The following is a 25,010-nucleotide window of genomic DNA, read 5'->3' as shown; positions in this document are numbered from 1 at the left end:
TGCGTGCAATATTTTGCAGAAAATCAATGTATCCCGTATTTTTCCAGCTTATAATACAGACTGCGAATACTGATCTCCAGCTGCTTTGCTGTTTGTGTCTTATTGCCGTTATTGTCCCGCAGAGCTGTATAAAGGGCATGTTTTTCTGCTTCTTCTACAATTTCGGCAAGGCTGTCTCCACCTGAAGCCGGTATGATGACAGGACCGGGCACGTCTTCCCGGTCGAGGTGCAGCACCTCAAACGTGATGTTCTTTGCTGCAGGCGGAAGATGAATCATCGCCCGGCTGATGACATTTTCCAATTCCCTTACGTTCCCGGGCCAGGCGTACTCTTCCAGTGCGGCCAGCGCTTCTTTCGTCAGCCCGTTTATGACCCGCCCGTATTCCTGATTCAGTTTTTTAATCAAATGATCCGACAGCGGTTGAATATCCTCGGGTCTTTCTCGAAGGGAAGGAATAAAAATCGGCATTCGGTTCAATCGGTAAAACAAATCAGCGCGGAAGGACCCTGCTTCAATATTTCCTTCTACCGGGGCATTGGTTGCTGCAATGATACGGACATCCACGGGCACCGGTCTACTTCCGCCCACACGGACGATTTCACGTTCCTGCAGTACTCTGAGAAGCTTTGCCTGCACACTGCTGCTCATTTCCCCAATTTCATCTAAAAAAATACTGCCTCCGTCTGCTTCTTCAAACAGTCCTTTTTTCCCTCCCCTGCGGGCACCGGAAAATGCACCTTCTTCGTAGCCGAACAGTTCACTCTCAAGGAGCTGTTCCGGAAGAGCAGCACAGTTAACCCGAATAAAGGGACGGAACCGGCGGCTGCTTTCATTGTGAATCGCATGGGCGAATAATTCCTTACCTGTACCGGATTCACCCCGGAGCAGGATCGTCGCCGGTGTTCTCGCAGCCACTTTTGCCTGATCTTTTGCCATCGCCATCTGCGGAGAGCTCCCTATGATGTCTGTAAACTCATAGGCAGCTTCCAATTTGCGGATGATACTCCTGGCTATTTCGAGCTCCGACGCCAGATATTCCAAGTTGGAGATATCATGAATGACACCGACACTTCCCTTGACTTCTCCATCCACGATCACCGGAGCTACATTTACCAGTACTTCCTTTTTCGCCGGACCGACTCTCATTCTCGCTCCGCGGACAGGTTCTGCTTCGCGCAGCACTTTCATATGTATGCTTTCTCCTTCAGATATATCCACAGCCGCTGGCTTCCCGAGCACATCTTCCTCTTTTAATCCCGTCAGCCGGGTATAGGCAGGATTAATCATCAGACCGCGTCCATTTTCATCTACGACGGAAATCGCTTCTTCTGAAGAGTATATAATCGCCTCCAGCATTTTACGGATACTTTTTAGGCTGGTCACTTCTTCTGCAAGCTCTTCAAGTTCCGTAATATCCTGAAATACACCGAGTGCTCCTATCAGCCTCCCTTTTTCCATTAATGGAACACGTGTTGTAATAATCGTTCGTGTTTTTGATAATTCCTGCCGCTGGTGATATTCTGCTTTCCCGGTTTCAAGTACCCTCGGCAGGCGGCTTGTCGGCATCACTTTTTCAATTGGCGCGCCGAGACACTCTGATGCTTTTAATCCGGTCATTTCCCTTGCCCGCGCATTTAAAAGTGTTACCCTTCCTTCTGCATCTACAGCAATCATTCCGTCCCGCGTCGCTTCGATTACACCTGCAAGGCGTTCATTTTCTTCCCCGAGCTCCAGGCAGCGCGCTGCCTGACGGACGATCATCGATGCCGCCTCTCTGCCGCATGTATCATCAGCCGCGGATGCCCGGAACTTTACGTCAGCTGTATCCGCCGATGTTATAAAAGACTGCTCCCGATCTGTAAAAATGTCTTCTCCTATAAATGATTCCCACGTTTCTCTCGGTATGCTGATCAGTGGTTTTTTCTCCATAATACACCTGCTTTCTCCGGCTCGACTTTCTTAAACAGATCTTATACAATAAGTACGAGAGTGACCGAAAAGGAGAATGATTGCATGACGATACAACGATTCCTCGCACTGATAGTTCTATTAATACCAATTTTCACTGCAGGATATGGAATAAAATTAATGCGGGACACCCTGTTTTCTATTGTAAATCCGCCGTTTCCGAGTCCTTACCTGCAGTTTCTGGCAGGAATGGCCGCCCTCGCAGTCGGTGTCTGGTTTATCGGCGGCTTTATTCTGCACCGTGACCGGAAAAATAACAAAGTTGCGCCAAAATTCCAGCGTTCCAATTGACTGGCGGGACCTGCATTCTGTCCGGGGGCGCAGTACACCCCCACTGCAGGAACTTCTCCGGCCGTAACGTTAAAAAGCTGCCCGGATACCTTTTCAGGTTATCCGGGCAGCTTCTGCTTTACCTCCGGTGCTCCACCCGGAGCTTATCGGCGACCATCGCAATAAATTCGGAATTGGCCTTTGCCCCGGCGGGCTTTTTGCACCTATACGGTAGAATAATCGACGTAATCAACCTCTATTTATCGGCTTTTATCGGCACAGCTAGCGCACCTGATTACCGAAAATTATACTGTATCTGGCGATGATTTACAAGCGTCCATTCTGCGCACATGAACCGTACTATACGTGGCGGCGCAATAAAGTTTATGTCCACAGCATGGACGTATAAGCACAAAAAACGCCCCGCTGGCGACGAATCACCGGCGGGGCTTGCTGCGTTGCTATTCAAATGTCGGGTGGATCACGTAAAAGCTCGCAATATCTTCGAGGTTGTCGACCGTCATATCGGCGGCATCATCACGCATGACCGACACGCGCACGGCCTGCGTACCAGTTTCCGGCATTTCAAACTGCACGAATACCTCCAGCACGTCGGCATGTTGCGCAAATATCTGCGTGGCAATCGTCCGGAATTTCGCCAGCATCTCGCGCTTGTCCGGTTCTTCCGCGGGAAATACCGTCGCGTGTACGTTAAGGTCGTCGCCGGACGGGTTGCTGCCGTGCGGACTTACGTCGACCTCCGTCGTGGCGTCAGGACCCGCAAAATAGTCGAGTATTTCCTCGACGGTTTCCGGCCCTTCGTCGGCTGGCGCTTCGGCCGATTCTTCTTGCGCCGCATTTTCCTCGACTTCTTCCGCCGCTGCTTCGCGTTCAGCTTGCGTATTTTCTTCAGCTTCGGCTTCCGCTTCCGCTGCCTCACGCTCAGTTTCCGCTTCTTGCCGATCTTGTTCCGCCTGCGCCTCGGCTTCGGCTTCTTCGGCCGCTTCCTCCTCTGCTTGCGCCTGTTCTTCCGCTTCTTGCGCCTCACGTTCGGCCTGCTCAGCGGCTTCCTGCGCGGCTAACTCTTCCGGCGGCGTTGGCTCCACCGTAAACATAAACGCCACAAATGCGGCCGCCATAGCGCCCACACTCGCAAGCAACACGCCTTTACCCTGCTTGCGTATAATGCGCCACATCCCGACCAACAGCCCAACTCCGGCTGCGAGTATAACTAGCGTTAGTACCGTCTGTATTGCGTTAATTACGTCCATATAATCGACCCCCTACGTTTAGTCTACCGCATCCGGAATTATCTGTAAATAACGCGTTACTTATTACGTGAAACTTAAAAAGGGCGGCCGGCCAGCCGCCGCTGCTTCGTTACTCGTCGCCATCGCCGTCCATAAGCGAAGCCAATTCGGCCCGCATGTCGTCGAGGCTTTCGCTGCTTCCTCTCCGGCCGGTTGTCCGGATAGTTCCAAAATTCGCTCTGTTTGTCGGCCACGACCGTATACTTGCCGCGCTCCTGCAGGTACTTCATATATTCGCGAATCAATTCCGGCGTGACAGCGCTGGGCTTGCTGACGTTTTGCTCCGCCTCACACCACTGCGCAAACAGCCGCATGGTCTGCTCATACGAGTGCATCGTCTTGGGCCGCAGCCCTTTTGCGTGACAGTACAGCATGTAGTCGTCGATATGGCGCTGAAATTCCGTTAGATACAACAAAAAACCCCCTTTCCGTCGAATGTTCCGACAAAAAGAGGGCGAACGGACTTAGGCAATACGGCAGCGAATACGTGTTTATCGTACACGGCTGCGTAACCTGTTCCGTTAGATTATTCGATTATTCTACGGGCAGCTTCTGCTTTACCTCCGGTGCTCCACCCGGAGCTTATCGGCGACCATCGCAATAAATTCGGAATTGGTCGGTTTCGATTTGGATGCATTTACTGTATAGCCGAACATTTTAGAAATCGATTCGATGTTCCCTCTGCTCCAGGCAACTTCAATCGCATGACGGATCGCCCGTTCTACGCGGCTGGGTGTCGTACTGAATTTTTTCGCAATATCCGGGTACAATACTTTCGTCACAGAACCGAGAAGGTCAATGTCATGGTAGACGAGTGTAATGGCTTCGCGGAGGTACATATATCCTTTAATGTGTGCCGGGACGCCGATCTCATGAATGATGCTCGTTATGCTTGCATCTAGATGCATCGGCATATTTTCTTCTTTCATCTCACGGGTGCGGGCCTTCTTTTCTGGAAAAGCCGGCTCTTTTTTCGCCACGTCCCGGATTTTATTCACGAGCATATCCATATCAAAAGGTTTTAATACGTAATAGGAAGCGCCGAGATCGACGGCTTTCTTTGTCACATCTTCCTGCCCAAATGCAGTAAGCATGATGATGTTGGGTCTGTCCTCTTCATCCAGTTTTTCCAGCACCGCAAGTCCGTCAAGGTGCGGCATGATTATATCAAGAAGCAGAACATCCGGTGACGTTTCCGCCATTAAATCCAGACACTCCTGCCCGTTATAGGCTTTGCCGATTACTTCTATATCGGATTCTTCATTCATATATTCTTCAAGCAGCTGCACCAGTTCACGGTTATCATCTGCTACACAAACAGTAATAGTTGCCAATTACAGCTTCCCCCTAACCTCTGCTGACTCCCACAGATTACGTTAACATAATTTAGTATAGCACACCCATTCCCCGGCATGGAAGGCGCTCTGGAAAGGATTATTTTTTCGCAGCTGCCTGCTGAATCAGCTCGCGTGCATGCTCCAGTGTAAGTTCGGTCATTTCCACACCGGATATCATTCTCGCTATTTCCTCCGTCTGCTTTTCAGCCGGAAGTGGATTGACCTGCGTAATCGTCCGTTCTTTTTTTTCTTCTTTCGAAATAAATAAATGCGTATCCGCCATAGCCGCTACCTGCGGAAGGTGAGTGATGCAAAGCACCTGTGAACCGGAAGCCAGCCCGTGAATTTTTTCTGCGATCGACTGGGCTACGCGGCCGCTTACACCAGTATCTACTTCATCAAAAATGAGAGACGTAATGCCTTCGTTTGCTGCCAGGATCGACTTCAATGCCAGGATCATCCGGGAAATTTCTCCCCCGGAAGCGATTTTAGCAAGAGACTTTAAAGGCTCGCCACGGTTAGTCGCTACAAGAAATTCCACATGATCCATTCCGGTTTTTGTAAATGGGTGCTTTTTCACTAATGTATCAGCCTGGAAATCAGGTTTCTCCGGTGGACGGACATCCACTTCAAAAATGGTATTTGGCATATAAAGATCCTGAAGCTGCTGCTGAATCGCCTCTTTCAGCGAACCGGCTGCTTTTCGGCGTATTCGGGAGATATTTTCCGCTTCCACATACAAGTCTTCTGCTGCTTCCTCCAGCTCTTTCTGCCACTGATCCATCCGCTGCTCCCGGTTCGTCAGTGTATCAAGCTCCTCTTCAATGCCGGCGGCATATTCCAGAATCTGCTCCACACTTTCCCCGTATTTTCGTTTTAATTGATGGATTTCCGAGAGCCGCGCTTCAATTTCATTTAACCGGTCCGGATCGAATTCAATGGCTTCGTAATAATCCCGGAGCGAAAACGCTGTTTCTTCCAATAAATAATAATTTGACGTGATCGTCTCCTTCACTTCCTGCAGAGATGGATCAAGTTCTGCCGCTTCTTCGATCTGATTCATCGCAGCCATGACCCATTCCAGACCTTTTCCATCTCCATACAGCGTGTCATATGCGCCGTGGACATGTTTATATAACCCTTCGCTGTTTGCCAGAAGCCGCCGCTCCTCTTCGAGCGACTCATCTTCTTTAGGCTGGAGTCCCGCTGCCTGAATCTCCTCAAACTGATAGGATATCAGATCGAGCCGCTGAGCAACCTGCTGCTCATTATCTGTGACCTGAAGCAGCTGGCGCCTCTTTTTTTCAAATAGATGAAACAGTTCTTCGTACTGTTCTTTTGCTTCGTGCAGCTCTTCTTCAGCAAACCTGTCCAGGAACAACTGATGCTTTTCCGTCTGCAGCAGCTGCTGGTGCTCATGCTGTCCGTGTATGTCGACCAGCTGCTGCCCTGCCTGCCTGAGAATGCCGAGCGTTGTCAGCCGCCCATTTATCCGGCAGACACTTTTTCCCTGATGCGTAATTTCTCTTTTCAAGACGATCGTATCTTCCTCATTTAATTGTATATCAAGGTCTTGAAACAGCGCTTCGGTCTCAGGTGACATCGGACCGTCTACAGAAAACAAACCTTCTATTTCCGCCCGCCTGCTCCCGTGACGTACGAAATCCACCGAACCGCGGCCGCCGATCAGCAGCCCTATCGCATCGATGATGATCGACTTTCCTGCGCCGGTTTCCCCGGTTAGTACGGTCAGACCTTCTTCAAATGATACAGACAATTCTTCGATGATGGCAAAATTGCGTATAGATAATTCCATCAGCATGAAAAGTGACTCCTCCTCCGGATGCGAACATAGATACGGTTACTATATCATACTTTTTCCAAACGCCCAATCCAGGATACAAGTGCGTTCAGTTGTGTTATGTGCAGCTGTCAAAATTACGCGGATTCAATCGTCGATAATGAGTATGCAAAATCCGTGGTATGCCTAAGTGAAAGAAGCGGTCTGATACCGAAAAAAGAAGGCACTGTATCAGTACCTTCCTGCAGTCTTTTATGTATGCCCGGTGGCTCTATTACGAACCAATTAGAGCATTTCGAGAAATTTCTCTGTTAAGTCGCCCGGATTGTGTTCCGACCGGCAGATAATAAGTATCGTATCATCGCCGCAGATTGTCCCCATAATTTCTTCCCAGTCCAGGTTGTCAATCAGTGCCCCTACCGCATTGGCATTGCCGGGAAGTGTCTTAATGACGATCATATTGGACGTATGATCGATAGATATGAAACTGTCCACCAGTGCCCGCTTCAGCTTCTGCAGCGGATTAAACCGCTGATCGGAAGGAAGGCTGTATTTGTAACGTCCATCGATCATCGGCACTTTAACCAGGTGTAGTTCTTTAATATCCCGGCTTACGGTAGCCTGTGTCACATTAAACCCTGCATTTTGAAGCTGCTCCACCAGATCATCCTGTGTTTCGACATCATTGTTACCGATAATATCCCGTATCTTAATATGACGCTGCCCTTTATTCATCTGTTCCCTCCAGACTTGAGCGCTCCTGCTCATGAAGTGCTTCAGCAATATCGCCGGCTGTGATGGATCCTTCTCCGCTGCATGTCAGATAGAGAAGGAATTCACGATTTCCTCCTCCGCCCCGGATCGGGGAAGGAGCGATTCCTTTCGGTGCATAACCAAGTGATTCTGCAAATGCGATCATCTCTTTAATTACGCGCTCATGAACTGCCGGATCCCGGACGATTCCTTTCCGGCCGACATCCTCACGCCCTGCCTCAAACTGAGGCTTTATCAGCGCCATCACTTCACCTTCTGCAGGAAGAATGGATTTGATAACAGGGAGCATCAGACGTATCGATATAAACGATACATCCATGACCGCAGTATGCGGACGCCCCTCTGTAAAATCTTCCAATCCAGCGTAGCGGAAATTTGTTCTTTCCATCACCACAACCTGCTCATGCCGGCGGAGCTTCCAGGCCAGCTGGTTATAGCCGACATCTACAGCATAAACGAGCGACGCTCCGTGCTGAAGAGCACAGTCCGTAAACCCGCCTGTGGATGCTCCGACGTCCAGGACAATTTTATCTTTTACCTGAAGAGGAAAAAGCTGAAGAGCTCTCTCCAGCTTCAGTCCTCCCCGGCCGACATAAGGACTTTCCTGACCTTTTAAACGAAGCTCTGCATCGACCGGAACTTTCATTCCTGCTTTATCCACCCGCTGTCCATCTGCCAGGACCAGTCCTGCCATAATTGAGCGCTTTGCTTTTTCTCTTGATTCTACGAGACCCTGCTCGACAAGCAGCAGATCAATTCGTTCTTTTTTCATTCATCAGGCTCTTTTCTGTTTTTTCGGCACCTGTGCTGCTGCACGTTCTGCCGTTTTTTCTGCAGTCAGACCGATTTCTTCCAGAAGCTTCGGAATGCTTCCGTGTTCAATATACCAGTCCGGGATTCCCATGCGGTCGACTACTGCACTGTGGCGCCCGCTCTCGTGAAGGTATTCCAGTACAGCACTTCCAAATCCGCCGAGAAGCGCATGTTCTTCCAGCGTGACGATCGGCGTCCCACTGTCTGCAAGCTGGTTCAGCTTCTCTTCATCCAGCGGTTTAATGGAACGTGCATTCACTACTTCCGCTTCAATACCACGGCTTTTCAGCAGATCGCATGCTTCCAGCGCAGTCGGAACCATCGTACCAAACGTAAGGATGGAGACATCTTTTCCTTCCCGGAGCGTTTCCCACTTTCCAAACGGGAGCTCTTTCAATTCATCATCCATCTCAACGCCAAGGCCTGCTCCGCGCGGATATCTGACAGCTGTCGGTCCATCTTCGTTCTGAAACGCCGTATATAAAAGGTGCTGGAATTCATTCTCGTCTTTCGGACTGAGTATTTTCATGTTCGGCAGATGACGCATATAGGAAATATCAAACACACCTTGATGTGTTTCACCGTCTGCACCAACAAGCCCCGCCCGGTCTATGGCGAAAACGACGTTCGCATTCTGGCGGCACACATCGTGGACAAGCTGATCATAGCCGCGCTGCATGAATGTAGAGTATATCGCCAGTACCGGCTTCATACCCTGCAGCGCAAGTCCTGCAGACATCGTCGTCGCGTGCTGCTCAGCGATACCGACATCAAACATCCGCTCTGGAAACTCTTTCGCGAATTTATCCAGACCGCTTCCGTTCGGCATGGCCGGTGTAACAGCTACCATCCGCTTGTCGCTGCGGGCGATCGTTTTCATTGTTTCTGCGAAAATACTGCTGTATCCGGGAGGGCCGGGCTTTTTAACGACTTCCCCGGATTCGATTTTATATGGTCCCAGACCGTGCCACGTTCCTTTTGCATCGTTCTCAGCAGGCGCATATCCTTTTCCTTTTTTCGTTACAACGTGGATAAGGACCGGCCCATGTGTTTTTTTCGCGTAGTTAATATTGGATTTCAAGTCGGAGAGATCGTGGCCATCCACAGGACCTAGATACGTAAAACCGAGCTCTTCGAAAAACATTCCGCTCACAAGCAGATATTTCAGGCTGTCCTTCACCCGCTCTGCTGCATCTGCCAGGCGGCCGCCGAAAGCAGGAACTCTGCGGATAAGCATTTCCAGATCATCTTTCGCTTTCTGGTAACTTCCTGCGGTGCGCATCCGGCCCAGCATATTATGCATAGCCCCAACGTTCGGTGCAATGGACATTTCATTGTCGTTTAAAATGATGGTAATATCCCGCTGCTCATGGCCAAGGTGGTTAAGCGCTTCCATCGCCATCCCTCCGGTGAGGGCTCCGTCACCAATAATCGGAATGATATGCTCATCGGTTCCTTTCAGATCGCGCGCGAGCGTCATACCTGCAGCACCGGAAAGCGAGGTGGAGCTGTGACCGGTCTCCCACGCGTCGTGTTCTGATTCGGAACGTTTCGGGAATCCGCAGAGACCTTTAAACTGGCGCAGCGTATCAAATTGATCTGCACGGCCTGTCAGTATTTTATGAACGTAAGCCTGGTGTCCAACGTCGAATAGAAATTTGTCTTTCGGACTGTCGTAAATCTGATGCAGTGCAAGAGTCAGTTCCACTACGCCGAGATTCGGCCCGAGATGTCCCCCGGTTACCGACAATTTATCAATTAGAAAAGACCGTATATCCTGAGCCAGGCTGTCAAGCTGCTCATCGGTCATGTCTTTCAGGAACGCTGGATTCTGTATATCCATCAAATCCATGAAGACCCCTCACTTTCTAGCTTGTTTTTTCTTCCGCTTGCTCTTAAAAATGGTTATCCCCAATTTTACCTCCAATAAATAAAATAATCTACCCACATGAAAAATGATCGGTGTAGAATGCTGGATGGCAATCGTTTTGCCGACTGCTTTTCCACCGACAGTCGTCGCAGCAACCACACTTGTAAATAACACCGAGATTATAAATTGGAGCGTGCTTTCATCGGAGGAGCCGAGTGCAAACGTCAGCTGAAGAACGACGTAGGCGGATGCGGTTCCACTGATGACACCGGCAATATCCCCGATCACGTCATTGGTAAAATTGGAAAATTTATCTGCATTTCTCGTAATAACGGAAGCCTGACGGGCCCCCGGGACCCGGTCGGCTGCCATCGCATGAAATGGGGCTTCAGACGCAGCTGTTGCGGCAACACCAATTGTATCGGATATTACCCCTGTCAGGACAATGGCAAACACAATGACCATCCCCACCGCCCAGGAGACACCGCTCAGCATCGCTGTAGATATGACAGAAAAAAGAGCCGCCAGCACAAGAGTGACAACGGCTATAATCCAGCTCCATCGGAGGGACTGCTTCATTGATTCATTCATTAGACGACCCGGCTTCCTGTCCTTGATTTATGTATCGTGAGTGGCCGCTGAAAACGTAAACGCTGCGTCTTAGGTCCAGTAGGTTTTCCCAGACAGGTACCGCCGCGTCGCCGCAGCGGGGGTTTCCCGATTACACCTGTCTCGGCGCCGTCTCCGGTCACCGGACTGGATTGCCACTCAGTACGCACTATAATCCATCCTCAGCGTCCATCAGAACAGCCTAGGGGATTTCCCCGGCAGCTCACATCATACTCTATCCTCTTTTGCAGAGCCGATTTCATGCAGCTGGCTGGCTGCAATCCCCTCGGACTCCACTCAAGGCAGGCTACGCTGCCCGCAGATTCCCGAAATCTGCGGATACAGGTTCATACCTGTGAACACAGCACAGTTGGGATAGTGCCGCGGCCACAGGCCTCCGCGGCTGCAGGGTTCACGCCCACATGCCTTTGTGGATCGCCCAACAGCCTTTACTCCCAGTCAGGACCCAGGGCTGGGCGCCTCAAGCCCAGACTAGGAACTTCATCGATGTGCCCTTTAGCGGATTTTTAGGCCCGCTTTCGAGTATGCAGAACCGACTAGGATACTGCGCCACTCACTTTCGTATAGTTTATCACAGCGAATCGGTATGATGCCAGCAGTTACGCTGTACGCTGAGCGATGTAGCGCGCCAGATCAGATAAAATCTCCGTGTCTGCATCAATATGCCCGAGTGCATCCAGTGCATCCCGGAGAAGCTGATCCAGAAATTCGCGCGCGCCTTCGATTCCCATCAGCCGGACGTACGTATGCTTATTATTTGTTTCATCACTTCCAACCGGTTTTCCGATCTCTGCCTCATCTCCTTCGACATCGAGCAGATCATCTTTTACCTGAAAGGCAAGTCCGATACATCTGCCGTAGCGGTCCAGCTGCGACTGCTCTATCTCCGTACAGTCTGAGAGCACACCGCCCATCTGCAGAGCGACCGCAAGAAGATCGCCGGTTTTATGGTCATGTATCGCAGCGAGCTCGCTCGAAGTAATTTCTGTCTGCTCTTCTGCCTGCATGTCTTCCATCTGGCCGCCTACCATTCCTTCCGCACCTGATGCAGCTGTCAGCAGCTGGAGCAGACGGATCTTTTTCTCATCGGAATTTTCCCTGTCGTCTGCAGCAAGCTGAAAAGCTCTTGTTAACAGGGCATCTCCGGCAAGAATGGCCGTCGCTTCATCAAAACGGCGGTGGCTCGTCGGTTTCCCCCTGCGCAGATCATCATCATCCATTGCGGGCAGGTCGTCATGAATAAGGGAATATGTATGGATCATCTCCAGAGAGCAGGCAGCTGCGTCTCCCTTTTCAGGAGCAGTGCGGAAACAGTCAAGAACGGCGTAGAGCAGAAGCGGACGGACTCTTTTTCCACCCGCCTCCAGTGAATACATCATCGCTTCCCCGAGTCTTTGAGGCGTTTCTTTTTTTCTGGCAGACTGCAGAAGAAGAGCTTCCACTCTTGATTTATACTGTTCCATAAAACGCGCCAGCTTATCTGTAGTCACGTTACAATTCCTCCTCAGGCAGCGTGGAAAGCGAGCCATCTTCACTCAGCACATCCGTCATCTGCTTTTCCACTTTCGTCAGACGCTCGTGGCAGTCTTTTGACAGTTTCATTCCCTCCTGAAACAGTTCCATTGCCTCTTCCAGAGGGACATCTCCTTTTTCAAGCCGCTGTACAATTTCCTCCAGCTGGCGCATCGACGTTTCAAACGTATGGTTTTCCTGCTCTTCACTCATGCGGTGGGTCCTCCTTCTGTATGGGAGTATTTGATTCAACGCGGCAGGCGAGGAGTCCATCGGATACACGCAGCTTCAGCATGCTTTTTTCCGGGGCATCCTCACGGCTTCGTACAAGCTTTCCATCCTCAGCGTAAGGAAGCGCATAACCTTTACGCATCAGCTGCACCGGCGAGAGAAGGTCCAGCTTGGAAAGCTGCAGCTCCAGTCGGGACGCTTTCTCCTGATGGAGCTTTCTGACGGCCCGCTCAAGCTGATGTTTTCTTTCTTGAAGCTGTTCTCTGTTTCTTTCCAGCTGTTTTTTCGGATGTGCAGCATGGAGCCGGTTTGTAAGCGACCGCTCCTGCTCTCTTTTCCGGCTTCCGCTTTCCTGGAGACGCTGTTTTAACCGGTCTGTCATCCAGTCCAGCTGCTGCTCTTTTTCCTCGATAAGCCGCTTTGGATAACGGAACGCATAAGACTGCTCCAGGCGCTTTAATGCATCCTGAGCCCGCTCGAACCGCTCAGCTGCAGCCCGGTGGATCCTCCCGCGGCGGTCGTGGACAAACTCCCGCATTTCCGTTATATCCGGCACGGCCAATTCCGCAGCAGCCGTAGGCGTCGGCGCACGGAGGTCAGCAGCAAAATCAAAGAGCGTTGTATCTGTTTCGTGGCCGACAGCTGAGATGACCGGTGTCCGGCAGGAAGCAGCAGCCAGAACGGTTTCTTCTTCATTAAACGCCCACAAATCCTCAATGGATCCTCCGCCCCTTCCGGCGATAATCGTATCAAACCAGCCGGTTTCATCCGCCTGCCTGATCGCTCTTGCAATCGAAGGGGCGGCATCCGGCCCCTGAACGAGAACGGGCAGCAGCGTTACTTTCACGAGCGGATATCTACGGCGGAGTGTGGTGATCATATCACGGACGGCAGCGCCGGTGGGAGAGGTTATTACGGCAATGTGTTTAGGGAGCCGCGGAATGGCTTTCTTTTTATCCTGAGCAAAATATCCGGCCGCAGTCAATTTTTTCTTCAGCTGTTCGTAGGCTGCAAATAAATTACCGGTTCCGTCCGGCTGCATTTCTTTTACCATCAGCTGATACTGACCAAACGGTTCATACACAGTTACATCCCCGCGCACAAGAACGCTCATCCCATCTTCCGGAGTGAATGTAAGGTTCTTGTTACTTCCCGCAAACATAACAGACTGGATGCGGGAACGGTCGTCTTTCAGCGAGAAGTACATATGCCCCCGGCTGTGACGTTTGAAATTCGAAATCTCCGCCTGAATCCAGACATTCTGGACCATGCCGGACGTTTCCAGGAGCCGTTTGATCCGGGTGGTGACGTCCGCTACGGAAAGATAGGAGCTCACTCTGCTCCCTCCTGCGCACTCTGAACGGTATTCGCAAGAAGCATGGTAATGGTCATCGGACCGACGCCTCCCGGTACTGGCGTGATGTATCCTGCTTTTTCCTTCACCGATTCAAAATCCACATCCCCGGTCAGCGTTCCTTCCTCCGTACGGTTAATACCGACATCCACCACGACGGCACCTTCTTTAATATCATCTGCAGTAATGAAATGCTTTTTGCCGACGGCGGCGATTAAAATATCAGCCTGCTTCGTGATTTCCTGCATGTTTTTTGTGCGTGAATGGCAGTAGGTTACTGTTGCATTCTCATTCAGAAGAAGCTGTCCGACCGGTTTTCCAACAATATTGCTTCTGCCGACAATGACAGCGTGGCTTCCTTCAATAGGAATATCTTTTGATTTCAGCATGCGGATAATTCCGTGCGGCGTACAGGGAAGGAATGCTTTTCTCCCAATAACCATATTTCCGATACTGACAGGATGAAAACCGTCCACATCTTTCAGCGGGGAAATCGCATCGATGACACGGTGTTCAGAAATGTGGTCAGGAAGCGGCAGCTGAACAAGTATCCCGTGAATAGAAGGATCCTGATTTAATTCTTCGATTCTGCCGAGCAGATCCTCTTCAGAGATAGAGGCGGAAACGCGGTCTACTGTCGAGTGGATTCCTGTCTCGCGGCAGGCTTTCTCTTTGCCGCGCACGTAGGAAGCAGAGGCCGGATCGTCTCCTGCGAGAATGACGGCCAGCCCCGGAACAATCCCTTTTTGTTTCAGCTTCCCGGTCTCTTCTTTCAGCTGTTGACGAATAACTTGTGCTACTTCTTTTCCTGAAATAATTTCTGCAGTCATCGTTGTCTCCCTCCTGGTTTTCTTATTCTGCCGTGGATTCGCCGAGCATAGAAGCTACTTTTGAAGCGACACCATTCACAAAACGGCCGGATTCCTCCTCGCCGTTGAACCCTTTTGCAAGATCAATCGCTTCGTTAATGCTGACATTGACCGGCATATCGTCCATGTATTTCATTTCGAACACGCACTGCCGCAGAATGGCGCGGTCAATTCTTGTCAGTCGGTTCAATGTCCAGTGTTCCAGCGCTTCTTCGAGATAGGAATCGATCTCACCGCCATGCTCCAGGGTGCCCCGGACGAGCTCATAAAGAAACGGGCTTGCTTCCTCCCCTTCTTCAAGCGCGGCTTCGACGGCCTCTTCCGCACTGATTCCGGTCATTTCTACTTGATAAAGCGCCTGAACCGATTTGATCCGCGCTACTCTTCTTTTCATGATGTATCTTCTCCTTTTACTTTCCTCGTGCAATTCAACACTTCACATCATAGCATAATTTTCATGAACGTTGCACGGGCAGTTTTGAATCGATGATGAGGTGTGTTTTTCCTTTGTAAACAAAAAGACTGCCGCAGAAAAGCACGACAGTCTTCAGTGAAAAGAAAAAGAAGTTTATTCAGGCAGGCGGCTACTCTTTCGGATTTTCTAGAGCCTCGGGCAGTTCCACACCTGTAACATGCACATTTACTTCGCGCGTTTTAATCGCGGTCATCGTATCGAGCGTTTCCACGATATTCTTTTGAATCTGGCGGGCTGTATCCGGAATGGATTTCCCATAGGCCGCGGTGATGTATACGTCAATGACAGCTTCTTCCTCCTGCATGTCGACCTTGATCCCTTTGCCGGATGATCTGCGGCCGAGACGTTCTGCCACGCCCGATGCGAAGGAACCGCGCAGGTGGGCCACGCCTTCTACTTCCTGTGCGGCAAGACTGGTAATGACTTCGATTACCTCTGGCGAAATAACGACTCTTCCATTGTCCTGCCTGGAAGTCTGCAGTTGAATTTCTACGTTTTCACTCATGATTGCTCCCCCTTTTCTTCTATTGGATACAGTTCCAGAAACTTTGTATTAAAGTCTCCTGAACGGAAAACGTCATGTTCGAAAAGGCGCTGATGGAATGGGATCGTCGTTTTGACTCCCTCCACCAGAAACTCGGAAAGTGCCCGCTCCATCTTGGACACTGCTTCTGCTCTCGTCGGTGCATGAACAATCAGCTTTGCCACCATGGAATCGTAGTAAGGTGATATCATGTAATCCGGGTAGGCTGCGCTGTCAACGCGAACTCCCGGTCCGCCCGGCGGAAGATAAAAACCGATCCGTCCCGGTGACGGCATAAACTGTTTAAACGGATCTTCTGCATTGATCCTGCACTCGATGGACCAGCCCTGGAAGCGGATATCTTCCTGTTTCAGCTCCAGTCGTTCCCCGGAGGCGATTTTCAACTGTTCTTTTATCAGGTCTACTCCCGTAACCATTTCCGTTACAGGGTGCTCCACTTGAATGCGGGTGTTCATTTCCATAAAATAAAATGTTTGATTGACATGATCAAAAATGAACTCAACAGTCCCTGCACCTTCATAGTTCACTGCTTCAGCAGCGCGGACCGCTGCTTCTCCCATCTGCCGGCGCATCTCCGGACTGATTGCCGGAGACGGGGTTTCCTCCACAAGTTTCTGAAGGCGGCGCTGAATCGAACAGTCCCGCTCTCCAAGATGAATGACGTGGCCGTAACTGTCGGCGAGCACCTGAATTTCCACATGACGGAAATCCTCTATATATTTCTCCAGATAAACGCCTTCGTTTCCAAAATTGGCTCTTGCTTCCTGCTGGGTAATCGAAATGCCCTTTTTTAACTCTTCTTCGTTACGGGCCACACGAATGCCTTTTCCACCGCCGCCCGCCGTCGCCTTAATGATCACAGGATAGCCGATTTCCTCCGCTGTCCGAGCACCTTCTTCCGGTCCTGCAACGAGTCCATCAGACCCGGGTACAACCGGTACTCCTGCTTCGTCCATCGTTTTTCTGGCAACGTCTTTTGTTCCCATGCGGCTGATAGCTTCCGGACTCGGTCCGATAAATTTAATGTTGCATGCGGCGCATATTTCAGCAAAGTCAGGATTTTCTGAGAGAAAACCGTAGCCCGGGTGGATGCCATCCGACTGAGTCAGTGTGGCAGCACTCATGACATTCGTAAAATTCAGGTAGCTGTCCGCACTGGAAACAGGGCCGATACAATAAGCTTCATCGGCAAGACGTACGTGAAGCGCTTCTTCGTCTGCTGTGGAATAAACAGCCACTGTCTCAATACCGAGTTCCCGGCAGGCACGGATGACTCTGACTGCAATTTCTCCACGGTTGGCTATAAGTACTTTTTTCAGCATAGGATCCCTCTATTCCGGTTTCACGAGGAAAAGATCCTGGCCGTATTCTACAAGCTCTCCGTCTTTTACGAGAACCTCGACGATTTCCCCGTTTACTTCCGCTTCAATTTCATTCATCAGCTTCATCGCTTCAACAATACAGACGACGCTGTCCTGCTTCACGGTATCGCCTTTCGTGACGTAAGGGTCAGCATCCGGTGAAGGAGCTGCATAAAACGTCCCCACCATCGGAGAAGTGACCGCATGCGTGCCGCTCCGGTCCTCTGCTTCTGTTTTTTCAGAGGCAGAGGATGTTTCCTGCGCAGGAGACTGCGGTGCCGGCTGTGACGGCTGCACCGGCTGCGGAGCCTCCTGTACGGTGCGGATGGTCTCTCCTCCGCCCTGCTGATGCTTTCGAAGCGTTACTTTTTCTCCGTTCTGCTCATATTTGAATTCATCAATACTCGAGTTATCAATTAACTGAATTAACTCCCGGATTTCTTGAATTTTAAGCATCCAATCACTCCTATTCAAATCGTCATTCTATTTATGTACCCAGTGGTATGACCACTGTGAAATCAGCAGTCTATTTTATGCTACCGCAAAAGCAGAAGAAAGAAAACCTTTTTTCCTGCTCTAAATGACAGGTTTCTTTCACGAGGTACTGGAGCAGCACGTTTTTTCTGAGACACCCCTTTTATGAAGAAACCACCGGAAGCTTCACTTCCGGCGGTCTGCTGAATCATATTACTCTTCGTTTTCTGCTTCTTCCACAGCCTCTTCTTCTGTCTGCACCTGCGTTTTATATTCGCGGTGGATTGGAAAATCCGACAGATTGTCAGGAATTTTCCCGTCTTCCAGCAGAATAATTTTCACTGTGCCTTTGTTGCGGGCCATATGATACTTTTCCCCGTATTCATTCTCCTGCGTATACCGCTTCAGCGACTGGTAATCTTCTTCTTGAATCGAAACCGGTTCGCCTCCGTCAGCTTCCTCCTCTGACTGAGTGAAGCCGACTTCGAACTCCACAATCTGAATCCGGTCGTTTTTAATATTTCGTGTCTGCTCCAGAACCGCTTTGGCTCCTTCTGTTAGATCGGACCAATCCATTCCGAGTACCTCCTTCAATTGATTATGCGCGGGAAACATACTTTCCTTCGCGTGTGTCGATCACGAGCATGTCGCCCTGGTTGACAAAAAACGGCACCTGAACGGTCAGGCCGGTTTCGAGTGTAGCTGGCTTTGTTCCGCCGGATGCTGTATCTCCTTTAATGCCGGGTTCTGTTTCTGTTACTTCAAGCTCTACAGACTGCGGGGGTTCCACTCCAAGGATTTCGTCCCCGTACGTCAGTACACTCACTTCCATATTTTCTTTCAAAAACTGAAGCTGGCGCTTGATCTGTGAAGCTGGAATTTCCAGCTGTTCATACGAATGTGTATCCATAAACGCGTGCGTATCACCATTAGCAAACAGGTACTGCATTTTATTGTTCTCAATGTGGGCACGCCCTACTTTTTCACCGGCGCGGAATGTCTTTTCCTGAATGTTTCCGCTGCGGAGACTGCGCAGTTTTGAACGGACAAATGCAGCACCTTTGCCGGGTTTAACATGTTGAAATTCCACTACCTGCCAAATATCGTTATCCGTTTCAATCGTCAGTCCTGTTTTAAAATCGTTTACTGAAATCATGTGTGTTCCTCCTTATTATTTATTCCAGAATCAATAGCTCTTTTGTAGATGATGATAAGATCCGGCAGCCATCTTCGGTAATTAGAAGATCATCTTCGATTCTCGTACCACCGGTTCCTGCTACATAAATACCAGGTTCGACTGTCACGACATGACCCGGCTCCAGCTTTTTATCACTCCGGTGGGAAAGTGCAGGTCCTTCATGCACTTCCATACCCATTCCGTGTCCGGTGGAATGGCCGAAGTAGGAACCGTAGCCTGCTTCTGTAATATAATCCCGTGTCAGCGCATCCGCTTCTTTACCAGTCATACCCGGACGAATTTTCTGAACACCGATTTCCTGGGCTTTCTGTACCGTTTCGTAAATTGTTCTCAGTTTTTCAGACGGCTCTCCGACTGCCACTGTTCTCGTAATATCCGAGCAGTACCCTTGAAAATATGCTCCGAAGTCCAGTGTCACCAGTTCTCCTGACGCTATTTCCTTTGCACTTGCTACACCATGAGGAAAGGCTGAGCGGAGTCCGGAGGCGACGATAATATCAAACGAAGAAGATTCAGCGCCCTGCTTCCGCATGAAAAATTCCAGCTCTGTTGCAACGTCTATTTCCTTTACTCCCGGCTGGATGTAGGACTGGATGTGTGTAAAGGCACGGTCGGCGATATCGACTGCCTGCTGAATGATATCGATCTCTCCGGCGTCTTTTTTCAGCCGCAGATCCTCCACCATGCCGGATACCGGTATAAGCTCTGCCTCAAACGCCTGCTTGTATGCTTCATACTGCGCGAAAGTGACATGCTCTTTTTCAAATGCGAGTGTAGAAATACCGAGCTTCTTCAGCTGCGCTGCTGCCTCTTCAACGAGGGGTACTTTGTGCTCCACAATCGTAAACCCTTCCGCCTGTGCTGCTGCCTGCTCCGTATAACGGAAGTCCGTAATAAAAAGTGCTGCTTCCGCTGTAATGAGCACCGCTCCAGCAGTTCCGGTGAATCCGGTCAGGTACCGGCGGTTTACACTGCTCGTAACCAGCAGAGCGTCTGCATTCTCTTCCTGAAGTTTCTGCCTGACTGCTTCAACTCGTTTCATGACTAAACCTCCTGACAAAGTAATCGACGGCTGTATGATAGCTGTCGAATCCGAACCCGCTGATCTGTCCTGTACACACTGGAGCAGTGACGGATACCGCACGGAACGGCTCTCTTGCGTGAACATTTGATATATGTACTTCCACCACCGGTACAGATATGGCGGCCACCGCATCCCGCAGACTGTAACTGTAGTGGGTGAGGGCGCCGGGGTTCATAATCACACCATCTGCTCCTGTTTCATGAAGCTTGTTGATTAATTCCCCTTCTACATTGGACTGAAACACGTCCATCTGAATGCCTTTTTCCGCTGCAGCATTCATCAGTTCCTGTTCGAGTGACTCGAGTGTCTCCTGCCCATATACGCCTGGTTCACGACGGCCGAGCATATTTAAATTCGGGCCGTTCAACACGAGTAGTTTCATCCCCATCGCCTCCTCAGCTGTCCACCGTGTATTCTATCACATGGTAGAAGTTATGGACAGACACCAGAAATATGGACGTGTAAAAACATGCAGAATCGGGTATTAGATCTACAACTACAATCGTAGCTTCCTTTTCCGTTTTCAGGTAAAATAGATGTACCGATTTACTTACAGCAGCATCCTTTCTGGAGGTGACAATTGAGATGAAAAACAAACGGATACATCCACTGCTGATCGTCCTTTTCGCATTGGCAGCCCTTGGTATCGGCACGCAGCTGGTCCAGAGCCCGGGGCAGTTTATTACCGGAATTTTTGTCACGATCGGTGTAGTGACCCTGCTGATTCTTGTCGTGAAGAAGTTTATCCAGCCGCGGATGATGCAGCAGCGGTCCGGATTTGAAGTACCGGTCAAAAACGGCCGCCCTGTTCCCGGCAAACAAAAACCGAAACCGAAAAACCGCCGGCGGAGCACTGTCCCGCTGAAGACGGTAAAGCAGGAAAAACGCTCTCCAAAACCATTGGTCAAACGTCAATCTGATGTAAAGCTTACAGTCATTGAAGGCCGCAAGAACATGAAGAAAAAGAGCCGGGCATTGTTTTAAACGCTTGGCTCTTTCTTTTCGTGATAGAGGAGGGTAAATAATGGATTCTCCGGATACATTTGTCACCTTATATTCCCAGGCTCTTTTTATCGGCTGGCTCTGTACCGCAGGCGTTGTCATCTGGAGCCTCCATAAACGGGCAGGTGTAGAGCTTCTTTATCTGACTGTCCTGTCACTCGCTCTCAGCTACATTCTTCTTATGTACGTCCCGCCGTTTGAAATGACGATGGGAGAAGCTGTTGCTGTCACTCACCCGCACATTCAGGCAACGATTACGCTATCTGCTTTTTTATTTCCTCTCTGTTCAAAAAAATGGGAGCTTGCCGGATGTATTTTTCTTCCTACGGCGATAGCAGTCAGTTATCTTCTGCTGTTTCAGGTGCCGGTATTTACAATTGTCGGGGCAGTGCTCATTGGCGGTTTTCTCAGCTATATTTATTACCACAGCCTCGAATGGCTTGGTGCCATGCCGGATACGTATATTCTTGCTTTCGCCGTTATTCTTCCTATCTTTACGGCTGTACTTATTTACCCTGAAAATTATTTCCTTTTCCTGCCAGGGCTGCTTCTCGGTACCGGGGTCGGTGCTGCTATGGAGCAGTACAAAGTCCGGATGAGGCTCGATGCAGAGGGCAGGCGCGTTCGTCTGTGGACAGGCATCCTCGGTGTCTCCGGTATTATCTTATTGTTTATGGGCGTTCGTCCAGTCATTGAGCAGCTTCCCGGTGGAGAGGGATTCTCCGGTTTTCTAACTGGTCTGTGGATTACATTCCTTGTGCCGGCCGCGGCCGTCGCAGGCGGTCACCCCCGCTATGGCGCAGGCGAAGAAATCATACATCGGTCTATTGCTGAGGAGAGGCAGTAGAAAGAACCTGTACTTCCCGGAGCGGCGGGCAGTACAGGTTCTTTTCTTTTATGATAAACGTTTGGTTATTTTTCGGACTCATTTTTCTCCTGGACGAGCCTTAAATCGTGCAGACGTCCCGGTTCTTCTTCAAAATACTGAACAAGATCTCCGATTCTGTCGATCGTTTCCCAGCTCAAATGGTGTTCCATACCCTCGACATCCTCATAGATTCTGGACTCCGCTACGCCAATCATTTTCAAAAATTCTTCAAGCAGCTCGTGGCGGAACACGAGTCGTTTTCCAATTTTTTCACCTTTGGCGGTAAGTACAAGCCCGCGGTATTTCTCATAAACGAGATATTCACTCGCATCCAGTTTCTGCACCATTTTTGTGACAGAGGAAGGATGTACCTCCAGCGCTCCTGCAATATCAGAGACTCTGGCATACCCCTTTTCGTCAATCAGCTGATAAATTCGTTCCAGGTAATCTTCCATACTCGGTGTCGGCATAGGCGGTCCTCCAAATCGTCCAGTTAAATCATCGTTTCCAGTTTAGCACAGCTGCAGTGGAAATTCTATACTGCCCGCGGGAGCTGTAGAGGAATCTTCCTGGCGGATACTAAAACACATCACCGGCTTCTGCATGAACAGAAGCCGGTGACGGAAACTATTTCTTATAAGCCGCACTTCAGCTGTGCGCTGCAGTTCGTACACGTGTTGCATCCGCCGATATCTTCCACTGTTCCCTGTCGGCATACCGGGCACGTATCTCCGACTTCACTTCCATAGTTCACGGAAGTGGAACGAACGTCTGCAATCGTATCGACCAGCACGACAGGCTGTTTTCTCTCGTCCGCCTCTTCCCCGCCGGTGAGATCGACCGTGTATTCATCATTCTCTTCTGCTTTCAGTGTCAGTACCTGGGAATCCCGGCTTCCATCTACATAAACCGTACCGCCCTTGGCACCTCCGCGGTAGAGACGTTCATAGACAGACTTTACCTGATCCACCGTGTAGCCTTTCGGTGCATTCACTGTTTTACTCAATGAGCTGTCCACCCACTTTTGAATCACACACTGAACATCTGCATGTGCTTCCGGTGTCAGCTCCATGCTCGAGATAAACCACGCAGGCAGATTATCCGGATCCTGCTCAGGGTGTGCTTCCAGATAACGCTGCAGGATCGCTGCCTTCACTTCAATAAATTTACCGAGTCTTCCGCTCCGGTAATAGGAGAAGGAGAAGTAAGGCTCCAGTCCGGTGGATACACCGACCATCGTTCCGGTCGATCCTGTCGGTGCTACCGTGAGAAGGTGGGAATTGCGGATTCCCGATGTAACGATTCCCTGCTTAATATCTTCCGGCATTTTTGCCATGTAGCCGGTCTCGGTAAAGCGGCGGCGGAGGTAGGCTGTTTCTTCTTCTGAAGCTCCCTCCAGGAACGGAAAGCTGCCCTTCTCTTCTGCCAGTTCAATTGACGTCCGGTAGGCAGTGGTCGCAATCGTCTCGAATATGGCGTCTACAAGCTGATTGCCTTCCTCGGAGCCGTATACGGTCTCCGTTTCAATGAGAAGGTCATGCAGACCCATGACACCGAGCCCGACGCGCCGCTCTCCTTTTGCCTGCTTTGTATTCTCCTCCAGGAAGTACGGGGTTGCATCGATCACATTATCCTGCATCCGGACACCGACAGAAACGGTCTTTTCAAGCTTTTTGAAATCAACCTGCTTCGACTCCGTATCAGCCATTTCAGCAAGGTTTACCGCTGCCAGATTACAGACAGAGTAAGGTGCCAGCGGCTGTTCGCCGCATGGGTTTGTAGCGACAACTTTCTGACCGTATGCGCTGGCGTTGGTCATCTCATTTGCATTATCGATAAAGAAGATTCCCGGCTCCGCCGAATAAGTGGCACAGATGTTAATCAGGTTCCACAGCTCCTCTGCCTGAATCGTCCGATACGTCCGTACGCCAAAGCCGAGCTTTTCCCATTCGCGCACATCTCCATATTCCTGCCATTCACGGTTATATGCTTCCATTTCTGCTTCTGTATAATTTTCCACGTCCGGAAAGCGGAGTTCATATTCTGCTTTCTGCTCGACCGCTTCCATGAACTCTTTTGTAATACAGACAGAGATATTCGCCCCTGTCAGAAACTCAGGATGGTTTACTTGATAGGTGCCTCCGTCCCGGAGCTTCGACTCTGCTTCGAGGATCACTTTTGGATCAAAACCGCCCTGGCCTTCAATATGCTTGAAATTGACGATGCTCTGATACATCGCCTCCTCCAGTTCTGAGAGCGGTGTGAATTTCAGCTTATCCTGAATCAGACTGCGGATATGGCTGTCTTTCGTCTGCTCCAGCAGGTACCGGAGAATCCGTGGATTCTGCATTTTCGAGATAATAAATTCAAGAATATCCGGGTGCCAGTCGGAAAGCATAATCATTTGAGCCCCGCGCCGGGACCCTCCCTGCTCTACAAGATGTGTCAGCTTTGCAATATCATCAAGCCAGGATACGGAGCCGGAAGACTTCCCGTTCACACCGCGCGCCAAAGCATTTCTAGGGCGCAGCGTTGATCCATTCGTTCCGACGCCTCCGCCGCGGCTCATGATTTCCATTACCTGTTTGCGGTGGTCAGAAATCCCTTCCCTTGAGTCTGCGACAAACGGCATCACATAGCAGTTGAAGTAAGTGACATCTGTTTCTGCACCGGCTCCGTAGAGTACACGGCCGGCAGGAACAAAATTCATGTTTACGAGCTGTTCATAAAATGCGTCAAACGACTGCTGCCGCTTTTCTTCTGTCGTTTCAACGGAAGCAAGCCCGCGTGCGTTCCGTTTAGCAATCTGTTCATAGTAAATTTCGAGCGGCTTATCGATCGTAGCAAGCGTGCGTTCAACAATGCCTGTTTCTTTCTCTTCCGGCTCCTCCAGCATGCCTGTGAATTCTTCTTCCACAGCAATTTTTGCAGTGCCGCGGTTCCAATCTACTTCTGTCACAAAACCGTAGCCGCGTGCTGGAAATTTCGGATCGGATTTTACGGTGAGGACGACGAAGTCCCCGGATTTCAGCGTTTTTTTCTCTGTATCTTTAAACGTATATCTGTCGAGCATAACGAGACGGGACACGCCGCTCTGTCTGCGGTGCATGTCCGGCGTTACTGGAAACACCTGTGGGAATTGTTCTATATCCTGGTTAAGCTGATCGATGTCGACACGCTTTTCCGACATAAATGTAGTCACATGCGTCGCTCCTTTACTTCGTGAAGTTGCCGGGCTGTAGCCGGGCTGCTGCAGTCAGCCG

The 25,010-nt window shown here is 50.3% G+C and carries 26 protein-coding genes; 3 read left to right on the top strand and 23 right to left on the bottom strand.

Annotated features, from left to right (window positions below; genetic code table 11):
• Window positions 1–23: 23 nt before the first annotated feature.
• Complete coding sequence (locus tag C6I21_RS01980; RefSeq protein WP_105957757.1) at window positions 24–1,931, bottom strand: sigma-54 interaction domain-containing protein; 1,908 nt, start codon at window positions 1,929–1,931, stop codon at window positions 24–26.
• A 90-nt stretch (window positions 1,932–2,021) separates the two neighbouring features.
• Between C6I21_RS01980 and C6I21_RS01975 the strand changes: the two genes are divergently transcribed.
• Complete coding sequence (locus C6I21_RS01975) at window positions 2,022–2,261, top strand: DUF2627 domain-containing protein (RefSeq protein WP_105958003.1); 240 nt, start codon at window positions 2,022–2,024, stop codon at window positions 2,259–2,261.
• A 440-nt stretch (window positions 2,262–2,701) separates the two neighbouring features.
• On the opposite strand, the gene C6I21_RS16295 is transcribed toward C6I21_RS01975, so the two are convergent.
• The 20 genes from C6I21_RS16295 to aroQ all read right to left on the bottom strand — a co-directional run bounded on the left by C6I21_RS16295 (window position 2,702) and on the right by aroQ (window position 20,259).
• Window positions 2,702–3,511 (bottom strand): hypothetical protein, encoded by an 810-nt coding sequence (locus C6I21_RS16295; protein ID WP_181186040.1) that lies wholly within the window; start codon window positions 3,509–3,511, stop codon window positions 2,702–2,704.
• Between the two features lie 74 nt (window positions 3,512–3,585).
• Window positions 3,586–3,963, bottom strand: coding sequence for a phage integrase N-terminal SAM-like domain-containing protein (locus tag C6I21_RS01965; protein ID WP_105957756.1), 378 nt, complete (start codon window positions 3,961–3,963; stop codon window positions 3,586–3,588).
• 144 nt (window positions 3,964–4,107) lie between these two features.
• Window positions 4,108–4,884, bottom strand: coding sequence for a sporulation transcription factor Spo0A (spo0A, locus tag C6I21_RS01960; RefSeq protein WP_105957755.1), 777 nt, complete (start codon window positions 4,882–4,884; stop codon window positions 4,108–4,110).
• A gap of 100 nt (window positions 4,885–4,984) precedes the next feature.
• Complete coding sequence (gene recN / locus C6I21_RS01955) at window positions 4,985–6,709, bottom strand: DNA repair protein RecN (RefSeq protein WP_105957754.1); 1,725 nt, start codon at window positions 6,707–6,709, stop codon at window positions 4,985–4,987.
• Window positions 6,710–6,973: 264 nt separating this feature from the next.
• A complete protein-coding gene (gene ahrC / locus C6I21_RS01950) occupies window positions 6,974–7,423 on the bottom strand; it encodes a transcriptional regulator AhrC/ArgR (RefSeq protein ID WP_105957753.1) in 450 nt (149 codons plus the stop codon).
• The gene (locus C6I21_RS01945) at window positions 7,416–8,234 is read right to left on the bottom strand and encodes a TlyA family RNA methyltransferase (protein WP_105957752.1); all 819 of its coding nucleotides are present in this window, start codon (window positions 8,232–8,234) and stop codon (window positions 7,416–7,418) included. The genes ahrC and C6I21_RS01945 overlap by 8 nt, the downstream gene beginning before the upstream one ends.
• 3 nt (window positions 8,235–8,237) lie before the next feature.
• The gene (gene dxs, locus C6I21_RS01940) at window positions 8,238–10,127 is read right to left on the bottom strand and encodes a 1-deoxy-D-xylulose-5-phosphate synthase (RefSeq protein WP_105957751.1); all 1,890 of its coding nucleotides are present in this window, start codon (window positions 10,125–10,127) and stop codon (window positions 8,238–8,240) included.
• A 9-nt stretch (window positions 10,128–10,136) separates the two neighbouring features.
• Window positions 10,137–10,736: a CNNM metal transporter family protein gene (locus tag C6I21_RS01935; protein WP_105957750.1), complete on the bottom strand. Its 600-nt coding sequence runs from the start codon at window positions 10,734–10,736 to the stop codon at window positions 10,137–10,139.
• A gap of 638 nt (window positions 10,737–11,374) precedes the next feature.
• Entirely contained in the window at window positions 11,375–12,238 is an 864-nt protein-coding gene (locus tag C6I21_RS01930) for a polyprenyl synthetase family protein (protein ID WP_425352468.1), read from the bottom strand.
• Window positions 12,239–12,266: 28 nt separating this feature from the next.
• The gene (gene xseB / locus C6I21_RS01925; RefSeq protein WP_105957748.1) at window positions 12,267–12,500 is read right to left on the bottom strand and encodes an exodeoxyribonuclease VII small subunit; all 234 of its coding nucleotides are present in this window, start codon (window positions 12,498–12,500) and stop codon (window positions 12,267–12,269) included.
• Complete coding sequence (gene xseA / locus C6I21_RS01920; protein WP_105957747.1) at window positions 12,493–13,854, bottom strand: exodeoxyribonuclease VII large subunit; 1,362 nt, start codon at window positions 13,852–13,854, stop codon at window positions 12,493–12,495. The genes xseB and xseA overlap by 8 nt, the downstream gene beginning before the upstream one ends.
• Window positions 13,851–14,702: a bifunctional methylenetetrahydrofolate dehydrogenase/methenyltetrahydrofolate cyclohydrolase FolD gene (gene folD, locus C6I21_RS01915; RefSeq protein ID WP_105957746.1), complete on the bottom strand. Its 852-nt coding sequence runs from the start codon at window positions 14,700–14,702 to the stop codon at window positions 13,851–13,853. Before folD ends, xseA begins: the two co-directional genes overlap by 4 nt.
• Window positions 14,703–14,724: 22 nt before the next feature.
• Window positions 14,725–15,135: a transcription antitermination factor NusB gene (nusB, locus tag C6I21_RS01910; RefSeq protein ID WP_105957745.1), complete on the bottom strand. Its 411-nt coding sequence runs from the start codon at window positions 15,133–15,135 to the stop codon at window positions 14,725–14,727.
• Window positions 15,136–15,325: 190 nt separating this feature from the next.
• Window positions 15,326–15,721: an Asp23/Gls24 family envelope stress response protein gene (locus tag C6I21_RS01905; RefSeq protein ID WP_105957744.1), complete on the bottom strand. Its 396-nt coding sequence runs from the start codon at window positions 15,719–15,721 to the stop codon at window positions 15,326–15,328.
• A complete protein-coding gene (gene accC / locus C6I21_RS01900; protein WP_105957743.1) occupies window positions 15,718–17,082 on the bottom strand; it encodes an acetyl-CoA carboxylase biotin carboxylase subunit in 1,365 nt (454 codons plus the stop codon). Before accC ends, C6I21_RS01905 begins: the two co-directional genes overlap by 4 nt.
• A gap of 9 nt (window positions 17,083–17,091) precedes the next feature.
• Window positions 17,092–17,577 carry an acetyl-CoA carboxylase biotin carboxyl carrier protein gene (accB, locus tag C6I21_RS01895; RefSeq protein WP_105957742.1) on the bottom strand — a complete coding sequence of 162 codons (486 nt, stop codon included), beginning with the start codon at window positions 17,575–17,577 and terminating at the stop codon, window positions 17,092–17,094.
• A gap of 231 nt (window positions 17,578–17,808) precedes the next feature.
• Window positions 17,809–18,171, bottom strand: a complete 363-nt coding sequence (locus C6I21_RS01890) for a hypothetical protein (protein WP_105957741.1) — start codon at window positions 18,169–18,171, stop codon at window positions 17,809–17,811.
• Between the two features lie 22 nt (window positions 18,172–18,193).
• Window positions 18,194–18,751 carry an elongation factor P gene (gene efp / locus C6I21_RS01885; protein WP_105957740.1) on the bottom strand — a complete coding sequence of 186 codons (558 nt, stop codon included), beginning with the start codon at window positions 18,749–18,751 and terminating at the stop codon, window positions 18,194–18,196.
• Window positions 18,752–18,770: 19 nt separating this feature from the next.
• Window positions 18,771–19,835 carry a M24 family metallopeptidase gene (locus C6I21_RS01880; RefSeq protein ID WP_105957739.1) on the bottom strand — a complete coding sequence of 355 codons (1,065 nt, stop codon included), beginning with the start codon at window positions 19,833–19,835 and terminating at the stop codon, window positions 18,771–18,773.
• Window positions 19,822–20,259, bottom strand: a complete 438-nt coding sequence (gene aroQ / locus C6I21_RS01875) for a type II 3-dehydroquinate dehydratase (RefSeq protein WP_105957738.1) — start codon at window positions 20,257–20,259, stop codon at window positions 19,822–19,824. Before aroQ ends, C6I21_RS01880 begins: the two co-directional genes overlap by 14 nt.
• Window positions 20,260–20,462: 203 nt before the next feature.
• On the opposite strand from aroQ, the gene C6I21_RS01870 reads away from it, so the two are divergent.
• Together C6I21_RS01870 and C6I21_RS01865 are read left to right on the top strand one after the other, a co-directional pair.
• A complete protein-coding gene (locus C6I21_RS01870; protein WP_105957737.1) occupies window positions 20,463–20,861 on the top strand; it encodes an SA1362 family protein in 399 nt (132 codons plus the stop codon).
• Between the two features lie 40 nt (window positions 20,862–20,901).
• On the top strand, window positions 20,902–21,726 hold the full coding sequence (locus C6I21_RS01865) for a hypothetical protein (RefSeq protein WP_105957736.1): 825 nt from the start codon (window positions 20,902–20,904) through the stop codon (window positions 21,724–21,726).
• Window positions 21,727–21,791: 65 nt separating this feature from the next.
• On the opposite strand, the gene mntR is transcribed toward C6I21_RS01865, so the two are convergent.
• On the bottom strand, window positions 21,792–22,217 hold the full coding sequence (gene mntR / locus C6I21_RS01860; RefSeq protein WP_105957735.1) for a transcriptional regulator MntR: 426 nt from the start codon (window positions 22,215–22,217) through the stop codon (window positions 21,792–21,794).
• Window positions 22,218–22,381: 164 nt separating this feature from the next.
• Window positions 22,382–24,949: a vitamin B12-dependent ribonucleotide reductase gene (locus C6I21_RS01855; RefSeq protein ID WP_105957734.1), complete on the bottom strand. Its 2,568-nt coding sequence runs from the start codon at window positions 24,947–24,949 to the stop codon at window positions 22,382–22,384.
• Window positions 24,950–25,010 lie beyond the last annotated feature (61 nt).

The sequence above is a fragment of the Alkalicoccus urumqiensis genome, assembly GCF_002993335.1.
In the GTDB taxonomy this organism is placed as follows: Bacteria; Bacillota; Bacilli; order Bacillales; family Salisediminibacteriaceae; genus Alkalicoccus; species Alkalicoccus urumqiensis.
The sequence above is the reverse complement of the archived record's forward strand: the minus strand, read 5'-3'. Positions and strand labels throughout refer to the sequence as shown.